Consider the following 26909-nt stretch of genomic DNA (forward strand, 5'->3'; position numbering starts at 1 on the left):
ATGCTTCGCATTCGACCTCCCCCACAAGGGGGGAGGTAACAAGAGAGACAACCATCACGGTTTCCATCGCAAAAAGTTCGAGATCAGAGCGAGGCCAAAGCGCTGGCTCTTCTCGGGGTGGAATTGGGTACCGATCGCGGTGTCCTTCGCGACGATCGCGGTGACAGGCCCGCCATAATCGGCGCGCGCGAGCACGTCCGCCTCGTTGGCGGCGTTGAGGTGGTAGGAGTGCACGAAATAGGCATGCTGGCCTTTCGGACCGAGCGGCAGCCCGTTCAGCACCGGATGTTCCTGCAGCACGTCGAGCGTGTTCCAGCCCATGTGCGGGATCTTCAGGCTTTCGTCGCGCGGCGTGATCTTCTCGACGTCGCCGCCGATCCAGTTCAGGCCATCGGTCGTGACGTGCTCCTTGCCACGGCTCGCCATCAGCTGCATGCCGACGCAGATGCCGAAAAAGGGCCGCGCCTTGACGCGCACCGCCTCGGTGATCGCCTCGACCATGCCGTTGACGGCGTCCAGTCCCCGCCGGCAATCGGCAAAGGCGCCGACGCCCGGCAGCACCAGTCGGTCGGCTTCGTAAGCCTGATCGGGATCGCTGGTGACGAAAACCTTTTGCGGATTTTCGAGGCTGCGCGCTGCGCGTTCGAAAGCCTTGGCGGCGGAATGCAGATTGCCGGAACCGTAATCGATGATGGCGACGCTCATCTTGACCCTCCCGGTTCTGGAAACAACCCGATGATGCCGCCGGCCGGAATCGGCGGCGGGTTCGAGAATGGCTGACCCGGCACACTGCGGGTCGGCGGCGGGCCGCCGCGATCGACGGCCCATTGATCGTTGACGATGCCGTGCTGCTTCTGGCTCCAGCGCTCGAAGAAGCGGCGCTCGGCGGTGTCCTCGTCATCGCCAACCACCACGTCGAGCTGTCGCCATTTTCCGCGCGACAGCGTCCAGCGGCGCAGGCTCGAGGCCTCGAAGCCCATCAGCAGCGCGACGATGAGATCGGCGAAGAAGATCGAGCCCCGTCCGACGCCGAGGCTCGACAGTCCGGCGTTGAACGCTGCGACGAAAACCACCCAGCCGATCAGCGCCAGCCACAGCCGATTCCACAGCAGCCAGAACGGACCGAGGATCATCGCCCAGAAATGGAATCCGTCGCGCACGAACACGAACTTGTCGGTCGCGCGCAGATCGGCTCCGGCAGGGGAGGGAGCATGAACTGTGTAGACAGGCATGGTGATGCCCCGTTCCTAGGAATTCAGTGATGCCGCAAGCAGCGCGCAGCCGCCCGGCCGAAAGACGTTAGCCGCCGAGCGAGCCCTTGGTGGACGGGATTTCTCCCGCCGCTTTCGGATCGATCGCGACCGCGGTGCGCAGCGCCCGCGCCAGGCCCTTGAAGCAGGACTCGGCGATATGGTGGCTGTTATCGCCATATAGGGTCTCGACGTGGAGAGTCACGCCGGCATTCATGGCGAAGGCCTGGAACCACTCGCGCACCAGCTCGGTGTCGAACTCGCCGATCTTGTCGCGGGGGAAGTCGGCCTTGAACACCAGGAACGGGCGGCCCGAGATGTCGATGACCACGCGCGACAGTGTCTCGTCCATGGGCATGTGCACGCCAGCATAGCGGGTGATGCCCGCCATGTTGCCGAGCGCCTGCTTGACCGCCTGGCCGAGCGCGATGCCGGTGTCTTCGGTGGTATGGTGGTAATCAATGTGCAAATCGCCCACCGCCTTGACCGTGAGGTCGATGCGGGAATGGCGGGCGAGGAGATCGAGCATATGGTCGAAAAAGCCGATGCCGGTCGCGATATTGGCCACGCCGGTGCCATCGAGGTTCACGGAGACCTCGATGTCGGTTTCCTTGGTCTTGCGCTTGATCGTCGCGGTGCGCATTGAAACTAGCTCTCATCCTGGCTCGGGGCCGAAAACGCCGGTCTTTTAACAGCCTAATGACGCCTTCGCTACCGCGGGATCGCCTTGGCTGGGCGGCACTTCCACCTATGGTGAGCGAATTGGGGCCGGAGCGGCCCGTTGTGCCCAGGTTGTCCCCTTGCCTCCGACCGCCTAAATCAGGCCGGACAACGAGGTACCTCATGCAGGATTCCAAGAACAGCTCGCCGGGCTGGCACGGCACCACGATCTTGACCGTCCGCAAAGGCGGCAAGGTGGTGGTCGGCGGCGACGGCCAGGTCTCGATCGGCCAGACCGTGATCAAGTCCAACGCCAAGAAGGTCCGGAAACTCGGCAAGGGCGACGTGATCGGCGGCTTTGCCGGCGCGACCGCCGATGCCTTCACGCTGTTTGAGCGGTTGGAAGCCAAACTCGAGCAATATCCGGGGCAGCTGACCCGGGCCGCGGTCGAGCTGGCCAAGGACTGGCGCACCGACCGTTATTTGCGGCGGCTGGAGGCCATGATGATCGTGGCCGACAAGGACGTCTCGCTGGTGCTGACCGGCACCGGGGACGTGCTCGAACCCGAGGCCGGCGTGATGGCGATCGGCTCCGGCGGCAATTACGCGCTGGCGGCGGCACGGGCCCTGCTCGACACCGACAAGGACGCCGAGACCATCGTCCGCCGCTCCCTCGACATCGCCGCGGATATTTGCGTCTACACCAACCGCAATTTGACCATCGAGAGCTTGACGGCCGGATAGGACGGAGTGGGACGGACTCGACCCGCGTTCCGATGAAGGTGCGTTCCCTCCCCCTTGTGGGGGAGGGTTAGGGAGAGGGGTAGCCCAGGAAAAGGTGCCGGTGATGATGCACCGAGTGCAGTCGTGCGACTCGAAAGAATCCCCGTGTGATACCCCCCTCCCTGCCCCTCCCCCACAAGGGGGGAGGGAACGGAGAGAGCGCTATTGCCGCTTGGACTCAATTCGACTTCAGCTAGTCACGCCTTAAACTATGGCTGTTACCTACACCTTCCGCTCCATGACCACCGCCGACCTGCCGCTGGTCCGGCGCTGGCTGCGTGAGGCGCATGTGCGGGAATGGTGGGGCGATCCGGACGGGCAATATTCGCTCGTCAGCGGCGACCTCGACGAGCCGGCGATGGACCAGTTCATCGTGTTGGCTGGCGACACGCCGTTCGGCTACATTCAATGCTACCAGCTCACCGCCTGGAATACGGGCTTCGGGCCGCAACCGGAGGGCACGCGTGGGATCGACCAGTTCATCGGCGAGAGCGGCATGATCGGACGCGGTCACGGCTCGGCCTTCATCCGTCAATTCGTCGATGAGCAGTTTCGCAGCGGCCGGCCCCGCATGGTCACCGATCCGGATCCGCTCAACGCGCGCGCGTTACGTGCCTATGAGAAAGCGGGCTTTGTCCGCGACCGCATGGTCGAGACGCCGGACGGGACAGCGCTGTTGATGGTGCGCGAGCCGTGACGTTGACGAGCACGCACGAAAGCAAGGTCGCGGTCCCGCCGCTCGCCTGGGCAGGCATCGCGCTGTTGCTGCTGGCGCTGCAGGCCGCGATCCTGTTCGGCATGGGGCGGGTGCCGATCTGTACCTGCGGTTATGTCAAGCTGTGGCACGGCGTGGTGAACAGCTCGGAGAATTCGCAGCATATCGCCGACTGGTACACCTTCTCGCACATCCTGCACGGTTTCCTGTTCTACGGCCTGACCTGGCTGCTGTTCGTGCGGCTGCCGTTCCTGTCTCTCTCCTGGCCGGCACGGCTGATCGTCGCGATGCTGATCGAAGGCGCCTGGGAGATCGTCGAGAACTCGCCCTTCATCATCGAGCGCTACCGCGCCGGCACGATCTCGCTGGATTATTTCGGCGACAGCATCGTCAATTCGGTCTCCGACAATCTGGCCATGAAGCTCGGGTTCCTCGTCGCGCGCGTTCTGCCCGTATCAGCGACGATCCTGATCGGCCTCGCCTTCGAGGTCATGCTGGCGCTGCACATTCGCGACAATCTGACGCTCAATATCCTGATGCTGATCCATCCGATCGAGGCCGTGAAGCAATGGCAATCCGGCCCGCCCATCATCTGAACCTAAAAAGCGACTTGTCCTTGACCGCCTCCCGCCCTAGCTAGACAGACATGACAGACTTCTCTCCCCGTGAAATCGTTTCCGAACTCGACCGTTTCATCGTCGGCCAGGCCGACGCCAAGCGCGCCGTCTCGATCGCGCTGCGCAACCGCTGGCGCCGGCAGCAGCTCGAAGGCTCGCTGCGCGAAGAGGTGCTGCCGAAGAACATCCTGATGATCGGCCCCACCGGCGTCGGCAAGACGGAAATCGCGCGGCGGCTCGCCAAGCTCGCGAATGCGCCGTTCCTGAAGGTGGAAGCGACCAAATTCACCGAGGTCGGCTATGTCGGTCGCGACGTCGAGCAGATCGTGCGCGATCTCGTCGAGGTCGCGATCGCCCAGGTCCGCGAGAAGAAGCGCAAGGACGTGCACGCCCGCGCGCAGCTCGCCGCCGAGGAGCGCGTGCTCGATGCGCTGGTCGGTGCCAATGCCAGCGCGGCGACGCGTGAATCCTTCCGCAAGAAGCTGCGTGCCGGCGAGCTCAACGACAAGGAAATCGAGATCGAGACGCAAGGCGGCGGCAGCGGCATGCCGATGTTCGAGATCCCGGGCATGCCGGGCGCGCAGATGGGCGCGATCTCGATCGGCGACATCTTCGGCAAGTTAGGGGGCCGCAGCAAGACGCGGCGGCTGACGGTCGAAGGCTCACACGAGATCCTCGTCAACGAGGAGTCCGACAAGCTGCTGGACACCGATCAGCTGACGCTGGAGGCGATCAACGCGGTCGAGAACAACGGCATCGTGTTCCTCGACGAGATCGACAAGATCTGCGCGCGCGAGGGCCGTGCCGCCGGCGACGTCTCGCGCGAGGGCGTGCAGCGCGATCTGTTGCCCTTGATCGAGGGTACCACGGTCTCGACCAAGCACGGCGCGGTCAAGACCGACCACATCCTGTTCATCGCCTCCGGCGCCTTCCACGTCGCCAAGCCGTCGGACCTGCTGCCGGAATTGCAGGGCCGGCTGCCGATCCGCGTCGAGCTGCAGGCGCTGACCCGCGACGACATGCGCCGCATCCTGACCGAGCCCGAGGCCTCGCTGATCAAGCAATATGTTGCCTTGATGCAGACCGAGGGCGTGACGCTCGACATCACCGACGGCGCCATCGACGCGCTCGCCGACGTCGCGGTCGCCGTCAACTCCACCGTCGAGAACATCGGCGCGCGGCGGCTGCAGACCGTGATGGAGCGGGTGCTCGACGAGATCTCCTTCACCGCCCCCGACCGCAGCGGCGAGACCGTCAAGGTCGATGCCGATTTCGTCCAGAAGCACGTCGGCGACCTCGCCAAGAACGCGGATCTGAGCCGGTTCATTTTGTAATTCTGGGCGGTCACGCTATTGATGCGGCGTGACCGTACGCATCCTGCAAAATCCCTGGCGACTCCTGCTCGCGATCAACGCGGCGGTCATCGTCGGCGTGTTCATTCACAAGATCCAGCTGCCGCCTTACGTCCCCTACATCCACCTCCTGGTCGACTACCATTTCGGCTTCATCAAGCGCGCGCTGATCGGAGCCATCGTCGCGCTGGTCACGGACAAGGTGCCGGTCTGGTCGGTGTTCGCGATCGGCGGGGTGACGTGGCTGGTGACGCTGGCCCTGTACGCAAGGCTGTTTCAGAAGAGCTTTGGCTTCACCGCGAAGACGCTGCCGCTGTTCGTCTTCATCGCGGGCTCGCCGTTCTTCCTGAAGAACTTCATGCACACGCTCGGCCATTTCGACATCTATGGCTGCGCGCTGGCGATCGTGCTCTTGCTGATGCCGGCGGGGTCGCTGCTGTTCGTGGCTTTGGCTGCGCTGTTCTCGATCGTCCTCGTGCTGATCCACCACATTCATCTGCTGATGTATGTGCCGACGATCGCCACCATCGTCGTGGTCAGGCACTATCTCGCTTGCGGGCTCAATCGCAGCAACGTCGCCTTCGGCATCGTCGTCCTGCTCATCGTCGCGGTGCTGTTCTTTGCGGCGCAATTTTGGGGAACGATGCCGATCCCCGAAGCGGACTTCGTCGCCTATCTGAAGAGCCGGATGGCCGATCCCTCGCGCACCGACCTGCTGCAATTCGCCTACATCTGGTACCAGCCGCTGGCGAAGGAGGTTTCGGACACCTGGGGACGCTTGCCGCACAACCTCCTCGGCGTGCCCGTGTTCGCGCTGCTGATCTGGCTGCACACGCCGCTGTGGCGCTTCTTCGCGAACCTGATCGGCGCGCTCGCAAGCGAGACGCACCGCCGCCTGGTGCTCGCGGCGCTGACCGGAATCAGCCTCGCTTATCTCGTGATGTTTGCGATGGTATTCGATTATTCGCGCTGGATCTCGAACTGGGCGGTCTGCATGTTCCTGATCCTGCATGCGGTCAAGATGCTGCCGGCCGCGCGGGAGATCTCACCGATTCCGTCAGAGGATCGGAAGACCAATATCTTCGGCCTGATCCTCACGCTGATCCCGCGCGTCGGAATCATCCGGCCGTTTTAAAACCTCGCCCGCCTGATCCGCACATACAGCGCGCCCTCGCCGCCATGGCCGATATGCGCCGTCTCGAAGCCGACGACGAAAGCGCGGAATTCCGGCAGGCTCAGCCATTCCGGCACCAGGCGGCGCAGCACGCCGCTTTCGCCGCCGCTGCGGCCCTTGCCGGTGATGACGAGCACGAAGGTCAGGCCGTCGTGATGGGCGCGGTGCAGGAAGCCGGTCAGGGCACGATGCGCGCGCGTCTGGGTCATGCCGTGCAGATCGAGCCGCGCCTCGATCTCGCTGCGGCCGCGCGACAGTTTGGTGCGCTCGCGTTTGCCGAGCGGCGCCAAGGGCGGGACGGCCGGTTTAGCGGCACGCGGCGCCGGTGCAGCCGCAACCGGCCGTGGCGATGACGCAGGCCGCGTGACGGGTGCTGCGGGCAAAGGCTCGGTGCGCGGAGCGGCATGCGCCTTCGTCGCGCGGTGCTTCCTCAGCGGCTTGACCTGTTTGGCAACGACCTCCCACAGCGCGCGCTCCTCCTCGCTCAGCGCGCGGCGGCGCGGCGAGGGGCGAGGCTCCAGCACGGGCGGACGGGACGATCGCTTCATTGCTGCCGATGGGGACGTTTCTTCGCCGGCCGCTGCGGTTCGGAAGCAGGCTCGATCACGGGACGCGGCGCCGGCAGCGGGACTGGACCCGCGATGGCGACCGTGTCGCTCTTGGTTTCCACAGCGCCGGCGGCCGCAGCCGGCTTCGCCGTCCCCTTCCCGGGATCGGTTTGCGGAAACAGCTTTGCGATCTTCTCCGAGGGGCGCGGATCAGGCACCGGCAACCGCGCGCCGCGTGCCGTGGGATCGAGGCCCTTCGGCACCAGCATCACGAAATGCATGGGATGGCGCAGCCGGCCGGAGATACGGCCGGCATCCGCGCCTGCGCCGAAGAACAGATCGGCGCGCGCGGGCCCTATGATGGCAGAGCCGGTGTCCTGCGCGATCATCAGTCGATGGAACGGCGTCTTGGCGCGCTCGGACTCGATCGGCAGCTCGCCCTCGATGAAGAATGGCGTGCCGTAGACATGCAGCGCCTTGTCGACCGCGATCGAGCGTCCCGCCGTCAGCGGGATGCCCTGCGCGCCCACCGCCTCGTCCTTGTCGGAGAGGTTGACCTCGCGGAAGAAAATATAGGCGCGGTTCTGGCGGCGCAGATCCTTGGCACCGTCAGGATTTTGCGCCATCCACTCCCTGATCTTCTGCATCGACATCTCTTCCTTCGGAATGATGCCGCGCTCGATCAGGACGCGCCCGACGGCGGTGTAGGGATAGCCGTTATAGGCGTCGTAGTTCAGCCGGACCGTGCCGCCGTCATCGAACTTGATCCGCGCCGAGCCCTGGATCTGCGCGAACAGCAGGTCGGTCGGATCCTTCAGCCAGGCGATCTCGAGCCCGCGGCCGGCGATCTTGCCGTCCTCGATCTCGCCGCGATCGTAATAGGGCACCAGCTTGCGGCGGCCGATCTTGCGATAGACCGGGCCCTTGTTGGGCAGGCTGACCGAATCCTGCTTGTAGCCGCGCACGAACAGATTCGAGGGACGCCGGTAGACCGGAACATTGTAGACGTCGGTCTGCGTGCGCGATCCCTCCAGCACCGGCTCGTAATAGCCGGTGACGAAACCGTCGGGCTCGCCGAGGCGGGAGATCCGCAGCGGCGCGAAATTCTCCTCGAAGAAGCTCTTTGCCTTGGCGTCGTCGGTGAGATCGAGCGATTTCGCCGCCCGGCAAGGTTCGCTTAGCGAGCCTCCCAGCGCCTTCGGTTCAGTCGTGCCGGTTTGTGCATTGATCGGCTTGCAGCTGGCGCGAAACGTCTTGTACGCCGCGAGATGATTGTCATCACCCCAACCCTTCACGTCCGCCCAGGCCAGCGGCAGATATTGCGCGCCCGGAATTTCGAACGGCAGCGGAAGCTGCGGATAGGGCAAGGCCCGCGGCGGAGCGGCAGGCAATTGCGGGGGATGATGGTGATGGCTGCGATAGTGGCGCCGCGCCGCCTCGGCGCCGAGCGAAAACGACGACAGCACGACGGCACCTGCGCAAAGCGCCGTCGCGCCGGTCTTCAGATAGACCTTAATTCGCGCTTCCGGTGCCAACCAGCTTCCAGTTCGGATCGCGAGAGGTGATGTCGCGGGCGAAAGTCCAGATGTCGGTGATGTCGGCGACCGTGTCGGCGCTGCCGTCGACGATGTTGCCGGCCTTGTCTCGGGTGGCCGAGATCATCTGCGAGACGAAGCGGATCGTGAGCTGCGCGGTACGGTCGCGCAGCTCGGCGCCGACGAGCTCAGCCTTGTCGATCGAGACGAAGCGGGTCTCGGTCTTCTGCTCGTTCTTCTCGCGTTCCCTGATCGCGGCTTCGAAGCTGTCATAGACCTCCGACGACAGCAGGTCGCGTAGCGCGCGGCGGTCGCCATTGGCAAAAGCCAGCACGATCATCTCGTAAGCGCCGCGGGCGCCCGAGATGAAATGGCGCGGGTCGAACGTGGAATCCTTGTCGACGATGGCATCCAGGCCCTGCGCCAGCGCGGTGCCCGGCTCGGTCAGGCCCTTCCAGCGATCGGAAGGCGGGGTCGGCTCTGCGGTCGGCGCCAGCGGGGCCTGGTCGATCACCTTGCCCGGCATGGTCACGACGTTGTTGTCCTGGGCACCCCCGAGCGCATTGCGGGCGGCAGTCCGATCGAACGGCGGCCGCTCGTTGCCTGTCCGCTGCCCAAGCACGCTGCGCAGCCGCAGAAAGATGAAGACCGCCAGCGCCAGGAAGATGATGGTGTAGATGTCCACGTCGGATTCGCTTTCTGGTCTTTGCTCTGGGTCTTCGCTGTGGGTCGTCGCCGGGAAAATCAATCCGGCCAGTAGACCGTTCCATACGGGAACGGCAAGTCTACATCGCCATTTTAGGTCCGCGTCAGGTCCGTGGGATGTAGGCACGAAATCTTGCCCGGCCAATGGCGCCTTTTGGCACAGCACCGAGTGTAGCGCGTTTTATGCTTAAGGGGAAACCCGATCCTGCCCGGAAATCGCGCATCTTCAATCATTTAAGGCGCAGTTTTGCGGAAAAGGCGGGATGAACGCGACAGTTGCAGCGCGGCCGGAATCCCGCCTCCGGGACCGTTCGTCCTTGTGGAATGAGGCGGCCCTATGTTAGCCAACCGCCGCGAAATTCAGCCCAAATCGGGTAAGGAGAGACTCTCATGACCAACGGTAACGGCACCCCTCCCGAGGCGGCCCAGGCCCCCCAGCTCAACGTGCTGGCGCAATATACCAAGGACCTTTCGTTCGAAAATCCGAACGCGCCCAGCTCGCTCCAGCAGCAGAGCCAGCCCCCCCAGATCAACATCCAGATCAATGTCAGCGCCAACAACCTCAGCGAACAGGAGTTCGAGGTGACGTTGTCGGTCGAAGGCAAGGCCGAGACCGCGGGCAAGATCATGTTCTCGTTCGAGCTTGCCTATGCCGGCGTGTTCCGCATCGCCAATGTGCCGAAGGAGAATCTGCATCCGCTGGTCATGATCGAGTGCCCGCGGCTGCTGTTCCCGTTCGCCCGCGAGATCATCGCAACCGCAGTGCGCGACGGCGGGTTCCCGCCCCTGATGCTGGACCCGGTCGATTTCGTCGGTCTCTATCGTCAGAACATGGAGCGACAAATGGCCGCCCAGCCGAGCGGCCAGGCCTAACCAGACGGAGGAGCTGGAGCGGGCAGAAACTCGTTCCAGATCGCCTTGTCGCCCAGCGTTGCGATAAAGGCCCGGTGGGCCTCGCGCTCAGCATCGGAAACCCGCGGCACAAGCGGCACCAGGCGCTGCCGCCGTGGCGCATCGCCAGCCGCATTGAGGCGAATTTCCTGAGCGTCCGACGCCAGGAGCAGCTGCGACTGCCGCGCCCCGACCAGATCGACATAGACCTCGGCCAGCAGTTCGGCGTCCAGCAGCGCGCCGTGCTTGGTGCGGCGTGAATTGTCGATCGCATAGCGCGAGCAGAGATCATCGAGCCGGTTGGACACGCCGGGATGCTTGCGGCGCGCCAGCAGCAGCGTATCGACCAGCCGTTCGCGCGGGATCGCCGCGCGCTTGATCTTGTCGAGCTCGGCATTGATGAAGCCGATGTCGAACGAGGCGTTATGGATCACCAGCGGCGCATCGCCGATGAACTCCAGAAACGCATCGACGACCTCGTGGAACAGCGGCTTGGTCGACAGGAATTCGGCTGACAGCCCATGCACCGCGAACGCTTCCGCCGGCATGTCCCTCTCGGGATTGATATAGACGTGATACGTCTGCCCCGTCGGCATGCGGTTAAGGATCTCGACACAGCCGATTTCGACCAGACGATCGCCGCGAAGCGGATCGAGGCCGGTGGTTTCGGTATCGAGAACGATTTCGCGCATGTCTTGAGATCAGTCGCTTGAGAGCCGTGTGAGACGGCGAATCAGGCTCGCCGCTGCGGCATCTTAACGACCTCGGCCAGGATGTGGGCGATTTGGGCGCGCACCGGGTCAAGTCCGTGTGACGTATCCACCACGAAATCGGCCCGCTTGCGCTTCTCGGCGTCGGGCGTCTGCTTGGCGATGATCGCGTCGAGCTTGGCTTCGTCCATGGTGCCGCGCGCCAGCACCCGCTCGCGCTGGAGTTCCGGCGTGGTCGAGACCACGACCACCGCGTCGACCCGCTTCTCTCCACCGGTCTCGAACAGCAGCGGGATATCCAGCACCACCACTGGCGCCTTGGCAGCTTCCGCCTCGGCGAAGAACTTTTGCCGGGACGCACCAAGCATCGGATGGACGATCTGCTCGAGCTGCTTGATGGCGGCGGGATCATGCACGACGCGCGCCGACAGCTTTGGCCGGTCCACCTTGCCGTTCACCGTGGTGCCGGGGAAGGCGGCCTCGATCGCGGGCGCGGCTTCGCCCTCATAGAGCTGATGCACGGCGGCATCGGCATCGTAGACGGGCACACCGGCCTCCGCGAACAGTTTCGCGGTGGTGGATTTTCCCATCCCGATCGAGCCGGTCAGTCCCAGGATCCGCATCAGCGCTCAGCCATGTCTGTCATTCACACCGCAACTAGCCGTTCGCGTCGCAGGAACGCAAGCAGCGGCAGCAGCGGCAGGCCGAGAATGGTGAAATGATCGCCCTCGATCCGCTCGAACAGATGGATGCCCAGGCTTTCAAGCTGATAGGCGCCGACGCTGGTGGTGACGGCGTCGCCGGCAGCGTCCAGATAGGCTGAAAGCTCGTCCTCGGTCATCTCGCGCATGGTCATGCGGGCGACCGAGACGTCTTCGAAAACAATCTTGCCATCATGCGCCACGGCCACGGCGGAGTTCAGCTCATGACTGTTGCCGGCGAGATCGCGCAACTGGGCCAATGCCTGCGGACGACCCGCGGGCTTGTTGAAAAGACGATTGCCAAGAGCCAGTGTCTGATCGGCCCCGATCACGTAGCTCCCGGGATGACTGGCTGAGATCGCCTTGGCCTTTTCGCGCGCCAGCAGCAGAGCGATCTCGCGCGGATTTGAAAGCGCAGAAGCTAATTGAATACCGCGCTCGTCGATATCGGCGGTAACAGCCTTGAACTCCAGCCCGGCATTGGCCAGCAGCATTTTCCGGGCACTGCTCTGCGAGGCCAGAATCAACGGATGTTTGCCGAGCCACAGACCCATCGCGAAGACTATCCGGAAGGCCGGTTACGCTGGCGATCGCTATAGAGCTTCATGATCGCCGCCGCGGTTTCCTCGATCGAGCGACGCGTGACGTCCAGCAGCGGCCAATCGTGCTTGGCGCTGAGCTTGCGCGCAAACGCGACCTCCTCGGTGACCGACTGCCTGTCGGTATAGGTGTCGTTGCCGGAGTCGGTCCCCATCGAGAGCAGGCGATTCTGACGGATCTGGATCAGGCGTTCCGGCGTCGCGTGCAGGCTGACGACCAGCGGCCGTGTCAGCGTCTCCAGTTGCGAGGGCACCGGAATGCCGGGAACCAGCGGCACGTTGGCGGTGCGGATGCCGCGATTGGCGAGATAAATCGACGTCGGCGTTTTCGACGTTCGCGACACGCCAACGAGCACCACGTCGGCATCGTCGAGGCCTTCGACGTGCTGGCCGTCGTCGTGAATCATGGTGTAGTTCAGCGCGTCGATGCGTTTGAAATATTCCGCGTTGAGGACGTGCTGGGCGCCGACGCGGCCCGTGGTCGCAGCCCCGAGATAAGCTTCGAACAGCTGCATCACCGGGCCGATGATCGATAGGCTCGGAACATTGATCCCCTTGCACTTGTCCTCGAGCCTGGAGACCAGATCCTTCTCCAGCAGCGTGAACAGCACGATCCCCGGCGCTTCCTCGATCTCGTCGAGCACGCGGTCGAGCTGCTTCTGGCTGCGCACCAGCGGATAGACGTGCTCGACCGGCGTCACGTTGGCGTATTGGGCCGCAACCGCCCGTGCCACGGTGATTAGCGTCTCGCCGGTGGAGTCGGAGACCAGGTGCAGATGGAAATAATTGTTCGAGGTTGGCACAAAATCTCTTTGTATGGAGTCGGTGTGGATTGTGGATTTCTGTGGAGCTTAACCCCTCGGAAAGGGTTGCGCGACACCAGGGGCGGGACAAGTGCCAATTTTCTTCACACCGCTGCCCGTCAGGACAAGTCCGGCGGCCCTGCCGATTGGGAAACGGGATTGCGCGGACAACTCCCTTGATAAGCTGCCGACAGAAAGGCGCAAGCCTTTGAAGCTGACCGACTTATCGCAAGTCGCCAGATCGATCAGGGATATGTTGATGGATGTGAACAAGCGCGCGTGAACGTGCGGACGGAATCTTGTGAGTCAAATCCACGGTCACATAGACTCAAACCTTAAGAATCTAAGATTCTAGATTTGAGGAAGGCGCTTCGGACGGATATGTGTGCAGGCAAGACCTTAACGAGTTCTTACTATCCCCAGCGTTCCCTCGGCTGGGTCAGAAATCCGGACGCAGAAAATGTTTGAAGACGTCTATCTCTGGATCAAGGCGCTGCATGTCATCGCCGTCATCTCCTGGATGGCGGGCATGCTCTATCTGCCGCGGCTGTTCGTTTATCACAGCGAGGCCGAAATCGGCTCGAAGCAGTCCGAAACGTTCAAGATCATGGAACGCCGGCTGCTCAAGGCCATCATCAACCCGGCCATGATCGTCACCTGGCTCGCCGGGCTCTATCTCGCTTGGTCCGGCCACTGGTTCTCCTTCGGCTGGCTGCACGTAAAACTGGCACTGGTCCTGGTAATGTCGGCGGTACACGGCTTTTTTTCCCGCTGGCTGAAGGATTTCGCCGCTGACCGGCGCCCGCGGAGCCAGAAATTCTATCGGATTATCAATGAGGTGCCGACCGTTCTGATGATTCTCATCGTCATCATGGTGATCGTGAAGCCGTTCTAGGCAAGACGCGCGACGATTAGCTCAGCGCTTCTGCTTGCGGAGCGGGGAGCGATTTTCTATATTGTCGATATCCCACCCAACGCAGGCGGATGTGGTTGTGTCTGAGCTTTCCAGAGGCCGGACACCGCATCAGGTTTGAAGCCTCATCGGCACTTAACCTTGCCAGACCTGCGGACTTCATCTTCTCACGTCCGCATTTCAGAGCCTCCTCGCACCCCCTCCCAAGGTTACCCCACAGGACCACCCCAATGCGGGAAATTAAACTCGAAGACCTCAAGTCCAAAACGCCGGCCGAGCTCGTCTCGTTCGCGGAGGAGAATGGGGTCGAGAATGCCAGCACCATGCGCAAGCAGGAGCTGCTGTTCGCCATCCTCAAGCAGCTCGCGCTCGCCGAGACCGATATTGTCGGCCAGGGCGTCGTCGAGGTTCTCTCCGACGGCTTCGGCTTCCTCCGCTCGCCCGATGCGAATTATCTGCCGGGCCCGGATGACATCTACGTTTCGCCCTCGCAGATCCGCCGTTTCGGCCTGCGCACCGGCGACACCATCGAAGGCCACATCCGCAGCCCGAAAGAGGGCGAACGCTATTTCGCGCTGCTGAAGGTCAACACGCTCAATTTCGAGGACCCGGAAAAGGCCAAGCACAAGGTCAATTTCGACAACCTCACGCCGCTGTTTCCGAATCAGCGTTTCCGCATGGAAATCGACGATCCGACGCGGAAAGACCTTTCTGCACGCGTGATCGACATCGTCGCGCCGATCGGCAAGGGCCAGCGCGCATTGATCGTCGCGCCGCCGCGTACGGGTAAAACCGTGCTGATGCAGAACATCGCGCACTCGATCACGCACAATCACCCCGAATGCTATCTGATCGTGCTGCTGATCGACGAGCGTCCGGAAGAAGTCACGGACATGCAGCGCTCGGTGAAGGGCGAGGTGGTGTCGTCGACCTTCGACGAACCGGCGGTGCGTCACGTCCAGGTCGCCGAGATGGTGATCGAGAAGGCCAAGCGCCTGGTCGAGCACGGCCGCGACGTCGTGATCCTGCTCGATTCGATCACGCGCCTCGGCCGCGCCTACAACACCGTGGTGCCGTCATCCGGCAAGGTGCTGACCGGCGGTGTCGACGCCAACGCGCTGCAGCGCCCGAAGCGCTTCTTCGGTGCCGCGCGCAACATCGAGGAGGGCGGCTCGCTGACCATCATCGCGACCGCGCTGGTCGATACCGGCAGCCGCATGGACGAAGTCATCTTCGAAGAGTTCAAGGGCACCGGCAACTCGGAGCTGATCCTGGACCGCAAGGTCTCGGACAAGCGCACCTTCCCGGCGATCGACATCTCGCGCTCCGGCACCCGTAAGGAGGAGCTCATCACCGATCCGCAGGTGCTCAAGAAGATGTACGTGCTTCGCCGCATCCTCAACCCGATGGGCACGATGGACGCGATCGACTTCCTGCTCGACAAGCTGCGGTCGACCAAGAGCAATTCGGAGTTCTTCGACTCCATGAATACCTGAGTGCAGTGCAATAAGAAATTTGAGGGCGCCTTCGGGCGCCCTTTTTCGTTGTGCGGCTTTGCTGCGGCGTAGATGCAGCATGAAGCTGGTGTCGAAGCGCAGATCCAGATTTATCGTAAGATGTTGATATACCCACAGAATGCTTGACATTGGCTGACGGACATCCTGCCAAGCGGCGAGATTTTTGCAGCAAAGTTCCCGGTCTATATTGCGCTGCAACATGGTCTTTGCTGCGGCAAAGGCGCAGCAAAACGGACCCGCCGCGGTCCTGGGAGCGGCCCATTTGCGTTTTCGTCGCGAGCCGGACAAATAGGCCATGCATCCGCGAGACCAGACCATCTTTGCGCTCTCGTCCGGCCGGACGCCGAGTGCGATCGCCGTGGTGCGCGTCTCGGGTCCGCAAGCCGGTCTGGCGCTGACGACCTTGGCGGGGAAGCTGCCGGCGCCGAGGCAGGCCAGCCGCCGGCTGCTTCGTGACGGTGCTGGCCAGCCAATCGATGATGCGGTCGTGCTGTGGTTTCCGGGGCCGGCCAGCGCGACCGGCGAGGACGTCGCCGAATTCCACGTTCATGGCGGCCGCGCCGTGCTCTCGGTGCTGTTCGCCGAATTTTCGGTTGTACCGAATACGCGAGCCGCCGAGCCGGGCGAGTTCACGCGGCGCGCGTTCGAGAACGGCAAGCTCGACCTGACCGAAGCCGAGGGTCTCGACGATCTCATCCACGCCGACACCGACCGCCAGCGGCGCCAGGCGCTGCGCCAGTTGCAGGGCCTGCTCGGTGACCGCGCGCGCGACTGGCGCGAGCGCATCATCGAGGCGTCGGCGCTGATCGAGGCCGGCATCGATTTTTCCGACGAGGGCGATGTGCCGGCGGAATTGAGGTCGCCGGCGGTGAAAGCGATCCAGGCCCTGCGCGACGAAATCACAAAAGTCCTTGCGGCACAGGGACATTCTGAACGGCTGCGTGAGGGCCTGGTGGTTGCGATCGCGGGCGAGCCGAATGTCGGCAAGTCGACGCTGATGAATCAGCTCGCGCGCCGCGAGGTCGCGATTGTCTCGCCGCATGCCGGGACGACGCGCGACGTGATCGAGGTCCAGCTCGATCTCGACGGCTATCCCGTCACGGTGATCGACACCGCCGGCATCCGCGAGACCGATGATCCGGTCGAGCAGGAGGGCGTGCGCCGCGCGAGAGCGCGGGCCGAGGACGCCGACCTCGTGCTGTGGCTGGTGGAGGGGGAGCAAGCCGTCAATCCGGACGCGCTGCGTTCCCTTCGGAAATCCGAAGGCGGCGATCGGTCGGCGGGGTCCGTCTGGATCGTCCGTAACAAGATCGATCTCGGGGGCCGGGGTATCAAGCCGGGCGGCGAGTTCGGGATCTCGGCGAGTCGGGGTGATGGCATCCCCGAGCTGGTCGATGAGTTGGTAAAATTCGCTTCCGAATTTTTCGGAACCACCGAGGGCGCGCTGGTGACTCGGGCTCGCCAACGGGAACTGTTGGTCCGGACGTCAGAGAGCTTGCGCCGGAGCCTGGACCTTGTAGAAGACGGCGAGGAGCTTGCAGCCGAAGAGCTGCGCGCCGCCGCTTATGCCTTGGGCCGGTTGCTGGGCCGGGTGGATGTCGAAGACGTCCTCGGCGCCATCTTCCAAAAGTTCTGTATCGGAAAGTAAGGCTAGTTCTTCATTGTAGAACTAGCGCTTGTTCCATTCCTTGTGTTTCACGTGAAACAGCTCCACCGCCCGTGTTAAGCTTGATATTGATCGGGGAACCCCGCTTCGGAGTCGGGGGGCGCGAAGCGTGATCTGGAACCTCCGGCTTCTTCGCCCGGCTCGAGCCGGCCTTGCCTGCCCGGATGTTCACGTGAAACTGCCTGTGGCGACCAGCGGATCCAACATCCACCAGGCGTCACCTTGCCCGGTGGAATGCCGATTTCGTTTCACGTGAAACACGAAGCAATTCAATGGCCATTCTACTGTGCATGGGGTTGTTTTCGCAAAATCGCTTTCGGCCCCTGGTCCGTGTTTCACGTGAAACATCGCCTCGCCAGTTTCTACTTCCGGCTTTCCCGACACTGAGCTAGAAGTTCGCCCCATGCGAACAGAGCGAGAGAGCTTCGACGTCATCGTGATTGGCGGCGGCCACGCCGGCTGTGAAGCCGCGGCTGCGTCTGCCCGGATGGGTGCGGCGACGGCTCTGGTAACGCACCGTTTCGCTACCGTCGGCGCGATGTCCTGCAATCCGGCGATCGGCGGCCTCGGCAAGGGACATCTGGTTCGCGAAGTCGATGCGCTGGACGGTCTGATGGGTCGCGTCGGCGATGCCGGCGGCATCCAGTTTCGCGTGCTCAATCGCCGAAAAGGTCCCGCCGTCCGCGGTCCTCGGGCCCAGGCTGACCGGAAGCTCTACGCTGCAGCGATGCAGGCTGCGATCCGTGAGACCCAGGGTCTTGCTGTCATCGAGGGCGAGGCCGACGAGCTGATCGTGGTCGAGGGACGGGTCACCGGACTGCGCCTGGCTGACGGCCGGGAGCTTCGGGCAGGGGCTGTGGTTGTCACCACCGGCACCTTTCTCCGTGGTCTGATCCATCTCGGTGAGAAGAACTGGCCGGCCGGCCGCGTCGGTGAGGCGCCCGCGATGGGTCTTTCCGGCTCCTTTGAGCGCGCCGGCTTCACCCTTGGACGGCTCAAGACCGGCACTCCGCCGCGTCTCGACGGCACCACGATCGATTGGTCGGCGGTGGAAATGCAGCCCGGGGACGAGCCACCGGAGCCGTTCTCGGTCATGACCGAGCGGATTACGACCCCGCAGATCCAGTGCGGCATCACCCGGACCACCTCCGCGACCCATGAGGTGATCCGGGCCAACGTCCATCGCTCCCCGATGTACTCCGGTCAGATCAAGAGCTCTGGTCCCCGCTACTGCCCCTCGATCGAGGACAAGATCGTCCGCTTCGGCGACCGCGATGGTCATCAGATCTTCCTGGAGCCGGAAGGGCTCGACGACAGCACGGTCTATCCCAACGGCATCTCGACCTCGCTGCCGGAGGAGGTCCAGCTCGCAATCCTCGCCAGCATCCCTGGCCTTGAGCGAGTGAAGATGGTCCGGCCGGGCTATGCCATCGAATACGACCACATCGATCCCCGCGAGCTCGACCCGACCCTGCAGACCAAGCGCCTCCGCGGCCTGTTCCTGGCCGGGCAGATCAACGGCACGACCGGATACGAAGAGGCTGCCGGGCAGGGCATCGTGGCCGGCCTGAACGCGGCACTGGCTGCGAGCGGGGCCGCATTGACGGTGTTCGACCGAGCCGACGGCTATCTCGGTGTGATGATCGACGACCTCGTCACCCGCGGGATCAGCGAGCCTTATCGGATGTTCACCTCGAGGGCCGAGTATCGCCTGACGCTGCGAGCTGACAATGCCGATCAGCGTCTGACCGAGAAGGGGATTGCCCTCGGTTGCGTCGGCAGTGCCCGGACCCGGCATCACCGCGCCAAGATGGACGCCCTGAACGCGGCTCGAACACTGTCGAAGTCGCTGACCATCACCCCGAACGAGGCGATCAAGCACGGATTGTCCCTGAACCGGGATGGCCAGCGCCGGTCGGCATTCTCGCTGATGGCCTATCCGGATATCGGCTGGAGCCAGGTCCGCGCGATCTGGCCGGAGCTGTCCGCCATCGATCCCGTTATCGCCACCCATCTCGAGATCGACGCCAAGTACGATGTCTACCTCGAGCGCCAGAGCGCCGACGTCGAGGCCTTCCGGCGCGACGAGGGGATGGCGCTGTCGGAGGTCGATTACCAGCAGGTGCCTGGGCTCTCCAACGAGGTGCGCGCCAAGCTGGAGAAGGCACGGCCGTTCACCGTCGGGCAGGCTGGCCGGATCGACGGCATGACGCCGGCCGCGCTCGGCATCCTTGCGGCCTATCTCCGCCGCGAGGCACGGAAGACCTCCAAGGCAATCGCATAGGCGTTTCACGTGAAACAGCGCGGACCGGGCGGGGATAGACCGCTAACGCGGCGACCAGGGACAGGTGAGGGCGCGCATCGTCGATCTGAACCGGGACCGGCCAAGCCCAAGCTCGACAAAGCCAGTGCCAACGATCAGTCGCTCGATTCGGTCATCGCTGCCGACAAGCGTGAGGCGCTGAAGCTCGCCCCCGTTTCACATGAAACGGAAGCCCGGCTCGATCGCTACATCGCGCTGCTGCGGGAGTGGCAGGCCAAGACCAATCTCGTCGCGCCCTCGACCCTGCCAAACCTCTGGACCCGGCACATCGCCGACTCGCTCCAGCTCGTCGATCTCGCGCCCGCTGCAAAGCGCTGGGCGGATCTCGGCAGTGGCGGTGGCTTTCCCGGCGTCGTGCTCGCCTGCGCGATGGCCGGAACTCCAGGCACCAGCGTCCATCTCGTCGAGCGAATCGCCAAGAAGGCTGCATTTTTGCGCGAAGCGATTCGCGTCACCACATCTCCGGGAGTCGTACATCTCGCTGAGATCGGGGATAATGTGGATAGAATCACCGGCCCCGTCGATTGCGTCACCGCGCGTGCGCTGGCTCCGCTACATCAACTCATCGGCTTTGCGGAGCCGCTGATGCGCCAGGGCGCAAAGGCGTTGTTTCTTAAGGGTCAAGATGTAGAGGCTGAATTGACCGAAGCCGCTAAATATTGGAATATCGAGTCTCGGCTCCACCATAGCCGCACGGGCGACGGCTGGATCGTGGAGCTCGATGCCGCCGAACGGCGCAGTTGAGGCTCAGGGGTTGAGTGGGGAAATTTCGATGACCGTGATTGACGAGCCGCAGCAAGAGCAGACCCAAGAACCGACCCAAGAACCGACCAGCGAGGTGCCGCACGGCCATCCGCGCATCCTGGCGCTGGCGAATCAGAAGGGCGGCGTTGGAAAAACAACCACAGCGATCAACCTCGGCACGGCACTCGCCGCGATCGGCGAGCGTGTGTTGATCGTTGATCTCGATCCGCAGGGCAACGCCTCGACCGGTCTCGGCATCGATCGCCGCAACCGCTCCTGCTCGACCTATGACGTGCTGATTGGTGAAGCCCCGCTGCGCGAGGCCGTGGTCTCGACCGCGGTGCCGCGGCTGCACATCGCGCCCTCGACCATGGATCTCTCCGGCCTCGAGCTCGAGCTCGGCACCACGCCCGGCCGCGCCTTCAAGCTGCGCGACGCGATCGGCGCGCTCAACAACAACGTCTCGCCGGATGCCGACTACACCTATGTTCTGATCGACTGCCCGCCCTCGCTCAACCTGCTCACGGTGAACGCGATGGCGGCCTCCGACGCGATCCTGGTGCCGCTGCAGTGCGAGTTCTTCGCGCTCGAAGGTCTGTCGCAATTGCTGCAGACCGTGGAGCAGGTGCGCTCGACGCTCAATCCGAACCTGTCGATCCACGGCATCGTGCTGACCATGTTCGACTCGCGCAACAATCTCTCCAACCAGGTCGTCGCCGACGTCCGGCAGTTCATGGGCGAGAAGGTCTACAAGACCATGATCCCGCGCAACGTGCGTATCTCGGAAGCGCCGTCCTACGGCAAGCCGGTGCTGGTCTACGATCTCAAATGCGTCGGCAGCGAAGCCTATTTGCGGCTCGCCACCGAGGTGATCCAGCGCGAGCGCGAGCTGCGCGTCACGCATTGACGAGGCCGCAGTCCGTAGGGTGGGTTAGCCGAGGGCGTAACCCACCACTGTCTATCTCCGCGAAAACAGAAGAGGTGGGTTACGCCGAGCAGATGCGAGGCGCATCTGCAGGGCTAACCCACCCTACGATTCGAAATTCAGTTCTGGAGTGCTGCACCGTGAATCCAAGGGAGCTGGCGATGGCCGACGAAGCGCGTTCGCGACTGGGCCGGGGTCTTGCAAGTCTGATCGGTGACGTCGGCGGCGAGGCTCAACATGTCGATCGGCCGCGCGCGCAGCGCAAGGTGCCGATCGAGTTCATCAAGGCCAATCCGCGCAATCCGCGCCGCACCTTTTCGGACACCGAGCTGAAGGAGCTCAGCGAGTCGATCAGGCAGCACGGCGTGATCCAGCCGATCGTGGTGCGTCCGGTGAAGGGCGCACAGGACCGCTTTGAGATCATCGCCGGCGAACGGCGCTGGCGCGCCTCGCAGATGGCCGGCCTGCACGAAGTGCCGATCGTCCCGGTCGACATCAGCGACAGCGACGCGCTGGAGTTCGCGATCGTCGAGAACGTGCAGCGCGAGGACCTCAACCCGATGGAAGAGGCGCAGGGCTATCATGCGCTCGCCAACGAGTTCAAACGCAGCCAGGACGACATCGCAAAGGTCGTCGGCAAGAGCCGCAGCCACGTCGCCAACATGATGCGACTGACGAAGCTGCCGGCCGAGGTGCAGGCCTTCATCGCGACCGGTGAGCTGACCGCAGGCCACGCCCGCGCGCTGATCGGCGTGCCCGATCCGCTGGCGGCCGCCAAGCGCATCGTCGAGGAGGGCCTCAACGTCCGCCAGGCCGAAGCGCTCGCGCACGAGGAAGGCGTACCGGAGCGCAAGCCGCAAAAGGCGCGCAGCACCGGCGGTAAGGAAAAGGACCCCGACACGATCGACCTGGAGAAGCGCGTCAGCGATGCGCTCGGCCTCAAGGTCACCGTCAATCACCGCGATCCCGGCGGCTCCGTGCAGATCAGCTACAGCAACCTCGATCAGCTCGACGAGGTGATGAAGCGGCTGGCGAAGGGCGCGATTTAGGCGCAGACCTCGCTGTCGTCCCCGCGAACGCGGGGACCCATACCGCGTGATCTCTCGATTGATCAGGTCGCAGTATGGCCTGCCAGTTTTCGCTAAACCGCTTCCTGTGATTCTGGGTCCCTGCGTTTGCAGGGACGACAGTGGAATGCGTGGCGCGCATCGGCCGCCACATCGTCATTGCTTCGTCGCTTGCGCTCCTCGCAATGACGTGGAGAGAGTTGTGCGCGCCGGACGTTGGAGCGAACGTCGGCCTATCCCCGCCGCTTCGCGTTCGCGGCGATCGCCATCAATGTGCGCTGGGCGATGGCGGCGGCTAGCGTGGATTGCTTGCGGGTGTCGAGCGCCGCGGTCGCGAGCTGCTCGATGATGGCGGCGAGCCGCGCCACGCTGAAATTTCGCAGCGCCGTTTCGACCGCGGGCTTCCGTGAAAAATGCAGGCGCGGATAGCCGCCGTCGAGCACGGCGGAGGCAGGCTGGCCGTCGGCGATCGCGAGCGCCGATTTGTGCAGCCACGCAGCCTGACGCTGCGCGGCGGAGATGATCACGCCGGGATAGGTGCCGGCGATCATGGCCTTTGCGAACTCGGTCTCGACGATGTCGGGCCGTCCGGCAAAGGCCCCGTCGACGATCGGGTCGAGCTTGAGCTCGGACGCATCAGCGACCACGGCCATCACGTCGTCCAGCGTGACCTCGCCTTTGCCGTGGGCGTAGAGCGTCAGCTTGCGCAGCTCGTTGCGCGAGGCCTGGCGGTCGCCGCCGAGGAACGACATCAACGCCGCGCGGGCGTCCTGAGCGATGCGCAAATTCGCGATGCGCAGCTCGTCCTCCATCAACTTGGCGAGGTCGCGCTCGGTGTCGGGATAGCAGCCGATCGCCACGGCCGTCTTGGCGCGCTCGCAGGCCTTGCGCAGCGGCGATTCCGGGCGGAGCTCGCCGGCCTCGATCACGATGCGGCAATCCCTCACGTTCATCTCAGCCAGCGTGTCGATGCCGCTGGCAAAGCTGCGCGACCCGGCGCGAATGCGGATGGCACGGCGGCCGCCGAACAGCGGCACCGTCATGGCTTCGTCGACGAGGCGCGAGGGCTCGGCGGAGAGCTCGTCGCCGTCGAGCTTGACCAGCGAGAACGGATCGTTGGGATCATCGACGGCAGAGGCGATCAGCGCATTGGCGCGTTCGCGCACGAGGCCGGCATCGGGACCGTAGAGCAGGATGATCGGACGGCCCGCATCGGGGCGGGCGAGGAAGGCGTCGATCTCTTTTCCACGCAGCGCGACCATGGTCCAGATCGTCATTCCGGGGCGCGCATCGCGCGCACCCGCAATCCAGAGGTTTGGGATCGAGATTCCGGGCTCACGCTATGCGTGCCCCGGAATGACAAGAGCATTAAGTGCCCGCGGTGAAAAACGAGGCGAGCCGGGTGGTGATGTTCTCGGCGATCTCGTTGGCGGCACGATCCTCCGCGTCGCGTACGGCGCGGGTGCGGGAGAAGCGCTGATAGGACCCGGGCATGTCATAGGACACGCGCGAGAACGTGGCGCCGGTCATCACCGACTTGCCGGTCGCGACCTCGATCAGATTGTACTGGGCATCGATGCCGAGATTTTCGCTGGTCGGCAATCCCGTCGTGGCGCTGACGATCAGCGAAGAACGGCTGGTGGTGAAGCGGATGTCCAGCCGATGGGTCGGCGGCATGCCCGTCGCGGAGCCGTAAAGCTTGAAAGCCAGCGCGTTGCGGATTTCGACGCCGACGCGAGCCTCGCGGGAGGCATTGGGCTTGCTGATCGGGGGCAGCTCGATGCCCATCAGCTTCTCGCGCAGGCCGGGGGTACCGTCACTCCGCTCGGCGTACATCGGCTGGAAGCAGCCGGCCGTCAGCGCGGCCAAGGCGGCGACCGCCAGCAAGCGGGCTGCGATGCGGATCCTAGCCGACAACATTTACGATCCTCTTGGGGACGATGATCACCTTGCGGACGGGCTTGCCGTCCAGGGCCAGCTTTACCGCATCGAGGGCCAAAACGGCAGCCTCGATTTCCGGATTCTGGGCCGCTGTTGCAACTGTGACGTCACCCCGCTTCTTGCCGTTGACCTGCACCACGAGGGTCACGCTGTCTTCAACCAGCAAATCGCGTTCGATTTGCGGCCAATTGGCCTCGGAAACCAGCCCGCTTTGGCCAAGACCATTCTTAAGGAGAGCCTGCCAGCACTCTTCGGCAAGGTGCGGCATCATCGGGGAGAACAGCTGGACCAGGATCTGACTGGCTTCCCGGATTGCCCAAGCCAAATCTGGAGCCAAATCTGGAGCGGGTTGGCCGGGTCGCTGCAAGATCTCCGAGAAGGTATTGGCGAATTCGCGGATATGGGCCAGGCAGACGTTGAAGTGCAGCCGCTCGATCCCGGTGGTGACCTTGTCGAGCGCGCCATGGGCGGCCTTGCGCAAGGCGGTCGCGTCCGGGCCGAAGCTGGCCGGCCGGGCCGCCGGGGCGGCTTTGCCGAGCTCGACGGAATCGTTCACCAGCCGCCATAGCCGCTGCACGAAACGCGAGGCGCCCTGGACGCGCTCGTCGCTCCAGATCACGTCGCGGTCGGGCGGGGAATCCGACAACATGAACCAGCGGGCAACGTCGGCGCCGTAGGTCTCGATGATGTCGTCGGGGTCGACCGTGTTCTTTTTCGACTTCGACATCTTCTCGATCGGGCCGATCTGGATGTCTTCGCCCGACGTCAGCAGCGTCGCGCGCCGGCCGTTGCCGCCAACCTCGACCTTCACCTCGGCCGGCTGCACATAGGTGCCGTCGGCCTTCTGGTAGGTCTCGTGCACCACCATGCCCTGGGTGAACATGCCGGCGAACGGCTCGTCCAGCGCAATGTGCCCGGTCGCCTTCATCGCGCGGGTGAAGAAGCGGCTGTAGAGCAGATGCAGGATCGCGTGCTCGACGCCGCCGATATATTGGTCGACCGGCAGCATCCGGTTGGCGACAGCGGGCGTCGTCGGTGCGTTCTCGTTCCAGGGATCGGTGAAGCGCGCAAAGTACCAGGACGAATCCACGAAGGTGTCCATCGTGTCGGTTTCGCGTTGGGCCTTGCCACCGCATTTCGGGCAGGTGACATGCTTCCAGGTCGGGTGATGGTCGAGCGCGTTGCCCGGCTTGTCGAAGGTCGCATCGTCAGGCAGCGTCACCGGCAAATCGGCATCCGGTACCGGCACCACATCGCATTTCGGGCAGTGGATGACGGGAATCGGGCAACCCCAATAGCGCTGGCGCGAAATGCCCCAGTCGCGCAGGCGGAAATTCACTTGGCGCTCGCCGACCGGGACGTTGCCGCGCAGCTCGCCCTCGAGACGCTTGGCCACCTCTTCCTTGGCCTGCTCGATGGTCATGCCGTCGAGGAAGCGCGAATTGATCATGCGGCCGTCGCCGTCATAGGCGGTGTCGGTGATGACGAACGACTTCGGGTCCTGGCCCTCGGGGCACACCACCGGCGTGTTGCCGAGGTTGTACTTGTTGACGAAGTCGAGGTCGCGCTGGTCATGCGCCGGACAGCCGAAGATCGCGCCGGTGCCGTATTCCATCAGCACGAAATTCGCGACATAGACCGGCAGCTTCCAGGACGGATCGAACGGGTGCACCGCGCGGATGCCGGTATCGAAACCCTGCTTCTCCGCGGTGTCGATGATCGACTGCGCGGTGCCGATCTTCTTGATGTCGGCAATGAACTCCGCAAGTTTTGGGTTCTTCGCGGCGGCGGCCTGAGCCAGCGGATGATCCGCTGAGATCGCCATGAATTTCGCACCGAACAGCGTGTCCGGGCGCGTCGTGAAGATCTTCAGCTCGCTCTCGCCGGCGGGCGTCGTCGCCTGATCCAGCGCGAAGCGGACCAGTAGCCCTTCCGAGCGGCCGATCCAGTTGCGCTGCATCAGCCGCACCTTGTCAGGCCAGCGATCGAGCCCGTCGAGCGCGGACAGCAGCTCCTGCGAGTACTTCGTGATCTTGAAGACCCATTGGCTCATTTCCCGTTGTTCGACAACGGCGCCGGAGCGCCAGCCGCGGCCGTCGATCACCTGCTCGTTGGCGAGCACGGTCATGTCGACGGGGTCCCAGTTGAGCTTGCGCTTCTCACGCTCGGCGAGGCCGGCGCCGAGCATGTCCAGGAACATCTTCTGCTGATGCTTGTAGTAGCTGGGGTCGCAGGTCGCGAATTCGCGTGACCAATCCAGCGACAGCCCGATCGAGCGGAGCTGCTTCTTCATCGCGGCGATGTTGTCGTAGGTCCAGGCTTTCGGCGCGACCTTGCGCTCGATCGCGGCGTTCTCGGCCGGCAGGCCGAAGGCGTCCCACCCCATCGGGTGCAGCACGTTGAACCCCTTGGCGCGCATGAAGCGGGCCAGCACGTCGCCGAGCGTGTAATTCCGGACATGGCCGATATGGATGCGCCCGGACGGGTAGGGGAACATCTCGAGCACATAGTATTTCGGCCGCGAATCGTCGTTCTTGGAGACGAAGATCGCCTGTTCGTCCCAGAGGCGTTGCCAGCGCGGTTCGGAGTCGCGGGCGTTATAGCGTTCGGAGGTCATGGAATCGTTGGGGTTTTCGTGGGTTCGGCCGTCTCAAGACGGCGGACTAGGCCATAGAAGTCCTTAGGGGGTCAATGGGTTGCCGCAGTTTGGAACTTTGTCCGCGCCTCCGCATAACTACGAAGGTCGGCGTTGGGGTGTGATTAAGGGGTC

The 26909-nt window shown here is 63.8% G+C and carries 26 protein-coding genes; 13 read left to right on the plus strand and 13 right to left on the minus strand.

The features are described 5' to 3' along the window. Positions 1-54 precede the first annotated feature (54 nt). From hisH to hisB, 3 genes are all read right to left on the minus strand, one after another. Positions 55-705 (minus strand): imidazole glycerol phosphate synthase subunit HisH, encoded by a 651-nt coding sequence (gene hisH / locus AABA84_RS20810; RefSeq protein WP_212243284.1) that lies wholly within the window; start codon positions 703-705, stop codon positions 55-57. Next, positions 702-1232, minus strand: coding sequence for a DUF2628 domain-containing protein (locus tag AABA84_RS20815; protein ID WP_028139386.1), 531 nt, complete (start codon positions 1230-1232; stop codon positions 702-704). Before AABA84_RS20815 ends, hisH begins: the two co-directional genes overlap by 4 nt. A gap of 67 nt (positions 1233-1299) precedes the next feature. Next, the gene (gene hisB / locus AABA84_RS20820; protein WP_018323527.1) at positions 1300-1893 is read right to left on the minus strand and encodes an imidazoleglycerol-phosphate dehydratase HisB; all 594 of its coding nucleotides are present in this window, start codon (positions 1891-1893) and stop codon (positions 1300-1302) included. A gap of 200 nt (positions 1894-2093) precedes the next feature. Between hisB and hslV the strand changes: the two genes are divergently transcribed. The 5 genes from hslV to AABA84_RS20845 all read left to right on the plus strand — a co-directional run bounded on the left by hslV (position 2094) and on the right by AABA84_RS20845 (position 6512). Then, entirely contained in the window at positions 2094-2654 is a 561-nt protein-coding gene (hslV, locus tag AABA84_RS20825; protein ID WP_212243277.1) for an ATP-dependent protease subunit HslV, read from the plus strand. Between the two features lie 250 nt (positions 2655-2904). After that, positions 2905-3390, plus strand: a complete 486-nt coding sequence (locus AABA84_RS20830) for a GNAT family N-acetyltransferase (protein ID WP_212243275.1) — start codon at positions 2905-2907, stop codon at positions 3388-3390. Next, on the plus strand, positions 3387-4004 hold the full coding sequence (locus AABA84_RS20835) for a DUF2585 domain-containing protein (protein WP_338312947.1): 618 nt from the start codon (positions 3387-3389) through the stop codon (positions 4002-4004). Before AABA84_RS20830 ends, AABA84_RS20835 begins: the two co-directional genes overlap by 4 nt. Positions 4005-4054: 50 nt before the next feature. Next, a complete protein-coding gene (gene hslU / locus AABA84_RS20840; RefSeq protein ID WP_028139383.1) occupies positions 4055-5359 on the plus strand; it encodes an ATP-dependent protease ATPase subunit HslU in 1305 nt (434 codons plus the stop codon). A gap of 28 nt (positions 5360-5387) precedes the next feature. Further along, positions 5388-6512: a hypothetical protein gene (locus AABA84_RS20845; RefSeq protein WP_338312948.1), complete on the plus strand. Its 1125-nt coding sequence runs from the start codon at positions 5388-5390 to the stop codon at positions 6510-6512. On the opposite strand, the gene AABA84_RS20850 is transcribed toward AABA84_RS20845, so the two are convergent. From AABA84_RS20850 to AABA84_RS20860, 3 genes are read right to left on the minus strand one after another with little or no spacing between them, the layout of a single operon-like run. Next, the gene (locus AABA84_RS20850) at positions 6509-7099 is read right to left on the minus strand and encodes a Smr/MutS family protein (RefSeq protein WP_338312949.1); all 591 of its coding nucleotides are present in this window, start codon (positions 7097-7099) and stop codon (positions 6509-6511) included. The two genes, AABA84_RS20845 and AABA84_RS20850, sit on opposite strands and share 4 nt — an antisense overlap. After that, complete coding sequence (gene mltA / locus AABA84_RS20855) at positions 7096-8634, minus strand: murein transglycosylase A (RefSeq protein ID WP_338312950.1); 1539 nt, start codon at positions 8632-8634, stop codon at positions 7096-7098. The genes AABA84_RS20850 and mltA overlap by 4 nt, the downstream gene beginning before the upstream one ends. Then, a complete protein-coding gene (locus AABA84_RS20860; RefSeq protein ID WP_212243268.1) occupies positions 8612-9319 on the minus strand; it encodes a Tim44/TimA family putative adaptor protein in 708 nt (235 codons plus the stop codon). Before AABA84_RS20860 ends, mltA begins: the two co-directional genes overlap by 23 nt. A 410-nt stretch (positions 9320-9729) precedes the next feature. Between AABA84_RS20860 and secB the strand changes: the two genes are divergently transcribed. After that, on the plus strand, positions 9730-10212 hold the full coding sequence (gene secB, locus AABA84_RS20865) for a protein-export chaperone SecB (RefSeq protein WP_018323536.1): 483 nt from the start codon (positions 9730-9732) through the stop codon (positions 10210-10212). Here the strand turns inward: secB and dnaQ are convergent. Genes dnaQ through AABA84_RS20885 form a run of 4 tightly spaced genes read right to left on the minus strand, consistent with a single transcriptional unit; the run spans position 10209 to position 13043 of the window. Further along, positions 10209-10922, minus strand: a complete 714-nt coding sequence (gene dnaQ / locus AABA84_RS20870) for a DNA polymerase III subunit epsilon (protein WP_338312951.1) — start codon at positions 10920-10922, stop codon at positions 10209-10211. The genes secB and dnaQ overlap by 4 nt on opposite strands. Positions 10923-10963: 41 nt before the next feature. Next, positions 10964-11563 (minus strand): dephospho-CoA kinase, encoded by a 600-nt coding sequence (coaE, locus tag AABA84_RS20875; protein WP_212243265.1) that lies wholly within the window; start codon positions 11561-11563, stop codon positions 10964-10966. Positions 11564-11586: 23 nt separating this feature from the next. Further along, entirely contained in the window at positions 11587-12195 is a 609-nt protein-coding gene (locus tag AABA84_RS20880; protein ID WP_338312952.1) for a Maf family nucleotide pyrophosphatase, read from the minus strand. A gap of 8 nt (positions 12196-12203) precedes the next feature. Continuing rightward, positions 12204-13043 carry a pyruvate, water dikinase regulatory protein gene (locus AABA84_RS20885; RefSeq protein ID WP_212243263.1) on the minus strand — a complete coding sequence of 280 codons (840 nt, stop codon included), beginning with the start codon at positions 13041-13043 and terminating at the stop codon, positions 12204-12206. A gap of 460 nt (positions 13044-13503) precedes the next feature. On the opposite strand from AABA84_RS20885, the gene hemJ reads away from it, so the two are divergent. The 7 genes from hemJ (at position 13504) to AABA84_RS20920 (ending at position 22180) form a co-directional block, all read left to right on the plus strand. Further along, complete coding sequence (gene hemJ, locus AABA84_RS20890) at positions 13504-13938, plus strand: protoporphyrinogen oxidase HemJ (protein ID WP_338312953.1); 435 nt, start codon at positions 13504-13506, stop codon at positions 13936-13938. Positions 13939-14186: 248 nt separating this feature from the next. Further along, on the plus strand, positions 14187-15452 hold the full coding sequence (rho, locus tag AABA84_RS20895; protein WP_008133567.1) for a transcription termination factor Rho: 1266 nt from the start codon (positions 14187-14189) through the stop codon (positions 15450-15452). A gap of 316 nt (positions 15453-15768) precedes the next feature. Continuing rightward, positions 15769-17121 carry a tRNA uridine-5-carboxymethylaminomethyl(34) synthesis GTPase MnmE gene (gene mnmE, locus AABA84_RS20900; protein WP_338312954.1) on the plus strand — a complete coding sequence of 451 codons (1353 nt, stop codon included), beginning with the start codon at positions 15769-15771 and terminating at the stop codon, positions 17119-17121. Positions 17122-17542: 421 nt separating this feature from the next. After that, the gene (gene mnmG / locus AABA84_RS20905) at positions 17543-19423 is read left to right on the plus strand and encodes a tRNA uridine-5-carboxymethylaminomethyl(34) synthesis enzyme MnmG (RefSeq protein WP_338312955.1); all 1881 of its coding nucleotides are present in this window, start codon (positions 17543-17545) and stop codon (positions 19421-19423) included. Between the two features lie 153 nt (positions 19424-19576). Continuing rightward, positions 19577-20206, plus strand: coding sequence for a 16S rRNA (guanine(527)-N(7))-methyltransferase RsmG (rsmG, locus tag AABA84_RS20910; protein WP_338313016.1), 630 nt, complete (start codon positions 19577-19579; stop codon positions 20204-20206). Between the two features lie 28 nt (positions 20207-20234). Then, positions 20235-21113, plus strand: coding sequence for a ParA family protein (locus tag AABA84_RS20915; protein WP_018323546.1), 879 nt, complete (start codon positions 20235-20237; stop codon positions 21111-21113). Positions 21114-21292: 179 nt separating this feature from the next. Beyond that, entirely contained in the window at positions 21293-22180 is an 888-nt protein-coding gene (locus AABA84_RS20920) for a ParB/RepB/Spo0J family partition protein (protein ID WP_212243257.1), read from the plus strand. Positions 22181-22431: 251 nt separating this feature from the next. Here the strand turns inward: AABA84_RS20920 and holA are convergent, their stop codons facing one another. From holA to leuS, 3 genes are all read right to left on the minus strand, one after another. Beyond that, positions 22432-23460 (minus strand): DNA polymerase III subunit delta, encoded by a 1029-nt coding sequence (gene holA, locus AABA84_RS20925; protein WP_212244106.1) that lies wholly within the window; start codon positions 23458-23460, stop codon positions 22432-22434. 106 nt (positions 23461-23566) lie between these two features. Beyond that, positions 23567-24118: an LPS assembly lipoprotein LptE gene (gene lptE, locus AABA84_RS20930; protein ID WP_212243256.1), complete on the minus strand. Its 552-nt coding sequence runs from the start codon at positions 24116-24118 to the stop codon at positions 23567-23569. Then, on the minus strand, positions 24105-26756 hold the full coding sequence (gene leuS, locus AABA84_RS20935; RefSeq protein ID WP_212243254.1) for a leucine--tRNA ligase: 2652 nt from the start codon (positions 26754-26756) through the stop codon (positions 24105-24107). The genes lptE and leuS overlap by 14 nt, the downstream gene beginning before the upstream one ends. Between the last annotated feature and the right edge of the window lie 153 nt (positions 26757-26909).

This window comes from Bradyrhizobium sp. TM239, from assembly GCF_036247985.1.
In the GTDB taxonomy this organism is placed as follows: Bacteria; Pseudomonadota; Alphaproteobacteria; order Rhizobiales; family Xanthobacteraceae; genus Bradyrhizobium; species Bradyrhizobium ottawaense.

What these genes read in the sequence shown, in the direction of transcription:
- hisB (WP_018323527.1), bottom strand. Translation starts at nt 1,893, where the DNA reads ATGCGCACCGCGACGATCAAGCGCAAGACCAAGGAAACCGACATCGAG.
- hisH (WP_212243284.1), bottom strand. Translation starts at nt 705, where the DNA reads ATGAGCGTCGCCATCATCGATTACGGTTCCGGCAATCTGCATTCCGCC.
- AABA84_RS20920 (WP_212243257.1), top strand. Translation starts at nt 21,293, where the DNA reads ATGGCCGACGAAGCGCGTTCGCGACTGGGCCGGGGTCTTGCAAGTCTG.
- secB (WP_018323536.1), top strand. Translation starts at nt 9,730, where the DNA reads ATGACCAACGGTAACGGCACCCCTCCCGAGGCGGCCCAGGCCCCCCAG.
- mnmE (WP_338312954.1), top strand. Translation starts at nt 15,769, where the DNA reads ATGCATCCGCGAGACCAGACCATCTTTGCGCTCTCGTCCGGCCGGACG.
- AABA84_RS20850 (WP_338312949.1), bottom strand. Translation starts at nt 7,099, where the DNA reads ATGAAGCGATCGTCCCGTCCGCCCGTGCTGGAGCCTCGCCCCTCGCCG.
- rho (WP_008133567.1), top strand. Translation starts at nt 14,187, where the DNA reads ATGCGGGAAATTAAACTCGAAGACCTCAAGTCCAAAACGCCGGCCGAG.
- coaE (WP_212243265.1), bottom strand. Translation starts at nt 11,563, where the DNA reads ATGCGGATCCTGGGACTGACCGGCTCGATCGGGATGGGAAAATCCACC.
- mnmG (WP_338312955.1), top strand. Translation starts at nt 17,543, where the DNA reads ATGCGAACAGAGCGAGAGAGCTTCGACGTCATCGTGATTGGCGGCGGC.
- dnaQ (WP_338312951.1), bottom strand. Translation starts at nt 10,922, where the DNA reads ATGCGCGAAATCGTTCTCGATACCGAAACCACCGGCCTCGATCCGCTT.
- AABA84_RS20880 (WP_338312952.1), bottom strand. Translation starts at nt 12,195, where the DNA reads ATGGGTCTGTGGCTCGGCAAACATCCGTTGATTCTGGCCTCGCAGAGC.
- hslU (WP_028139383.1), top strand. Translation starts at nt 4,055, where the DNA reads ATGACAGACTTCTCTCCCCGTGAAATCGTTTCCGAACTCGACCGTTTC.
- leuS (WP_212243254.1), bottom strand. Translation starts at nt 26,756, where the DNA reads ATGACCTCCGAACGCTATAACGCCCGCGACTCCGAACCGCGCTGGCAA.
- holA (WP_212244106.1), bottom strand. Translation starts at nt 23,460, where the DNA reads ATGGTCGCGCTGCGTGGAAAAGAGATCGACGCCTTCCTCGCCCGCCCC.
- hslV (WP_212243277.1), top strand. Translation starts at nt 2,094, where the DNA reads ATGCAGGATTCCAAGAACAGCTCGCCGGGCTGGCACGGCACCACGATC.
- AABA84_RS20815 (WP_028139386.1), bottom strand. Translation starts at nt 1,232, where the DNA reads ATGCCTGTCTACACAGTTCATGCTCCCTCCCCTGCCGGAGCCGATCTG.
- AABA84_RS20915 (WP_018323546.1), top strand. Translation starts at nt 20,235, where the DNA reads ATGACCGTGATTGACGAGCCGCAGCAAGAGCAGACCCAAGAACCGACC.
- hemJ (WP_338312953.1), top strand. Translation starts at nt 13,504, where the DNA reads ATGTTTGAAGACGTCTATCTCTGGATCAAGGCGCTGCATGTCATCGCC.
- lptE (WP_212243256.1), bottom strand. Translation starts at nt 24,118, where the DNA reads ATGTTGTCGGCTAGGATCCGCATCGCAGCCCGCTTGCTGGCGGTCGCC.
- AABA84_RS20830 (WP_212243275.1), top strand. Translation starts at nt 2,905, where the DNA reads ATGGCTGTTACCTACACCTTCCGCTCCATGACCACCGCCGACCTGCCG.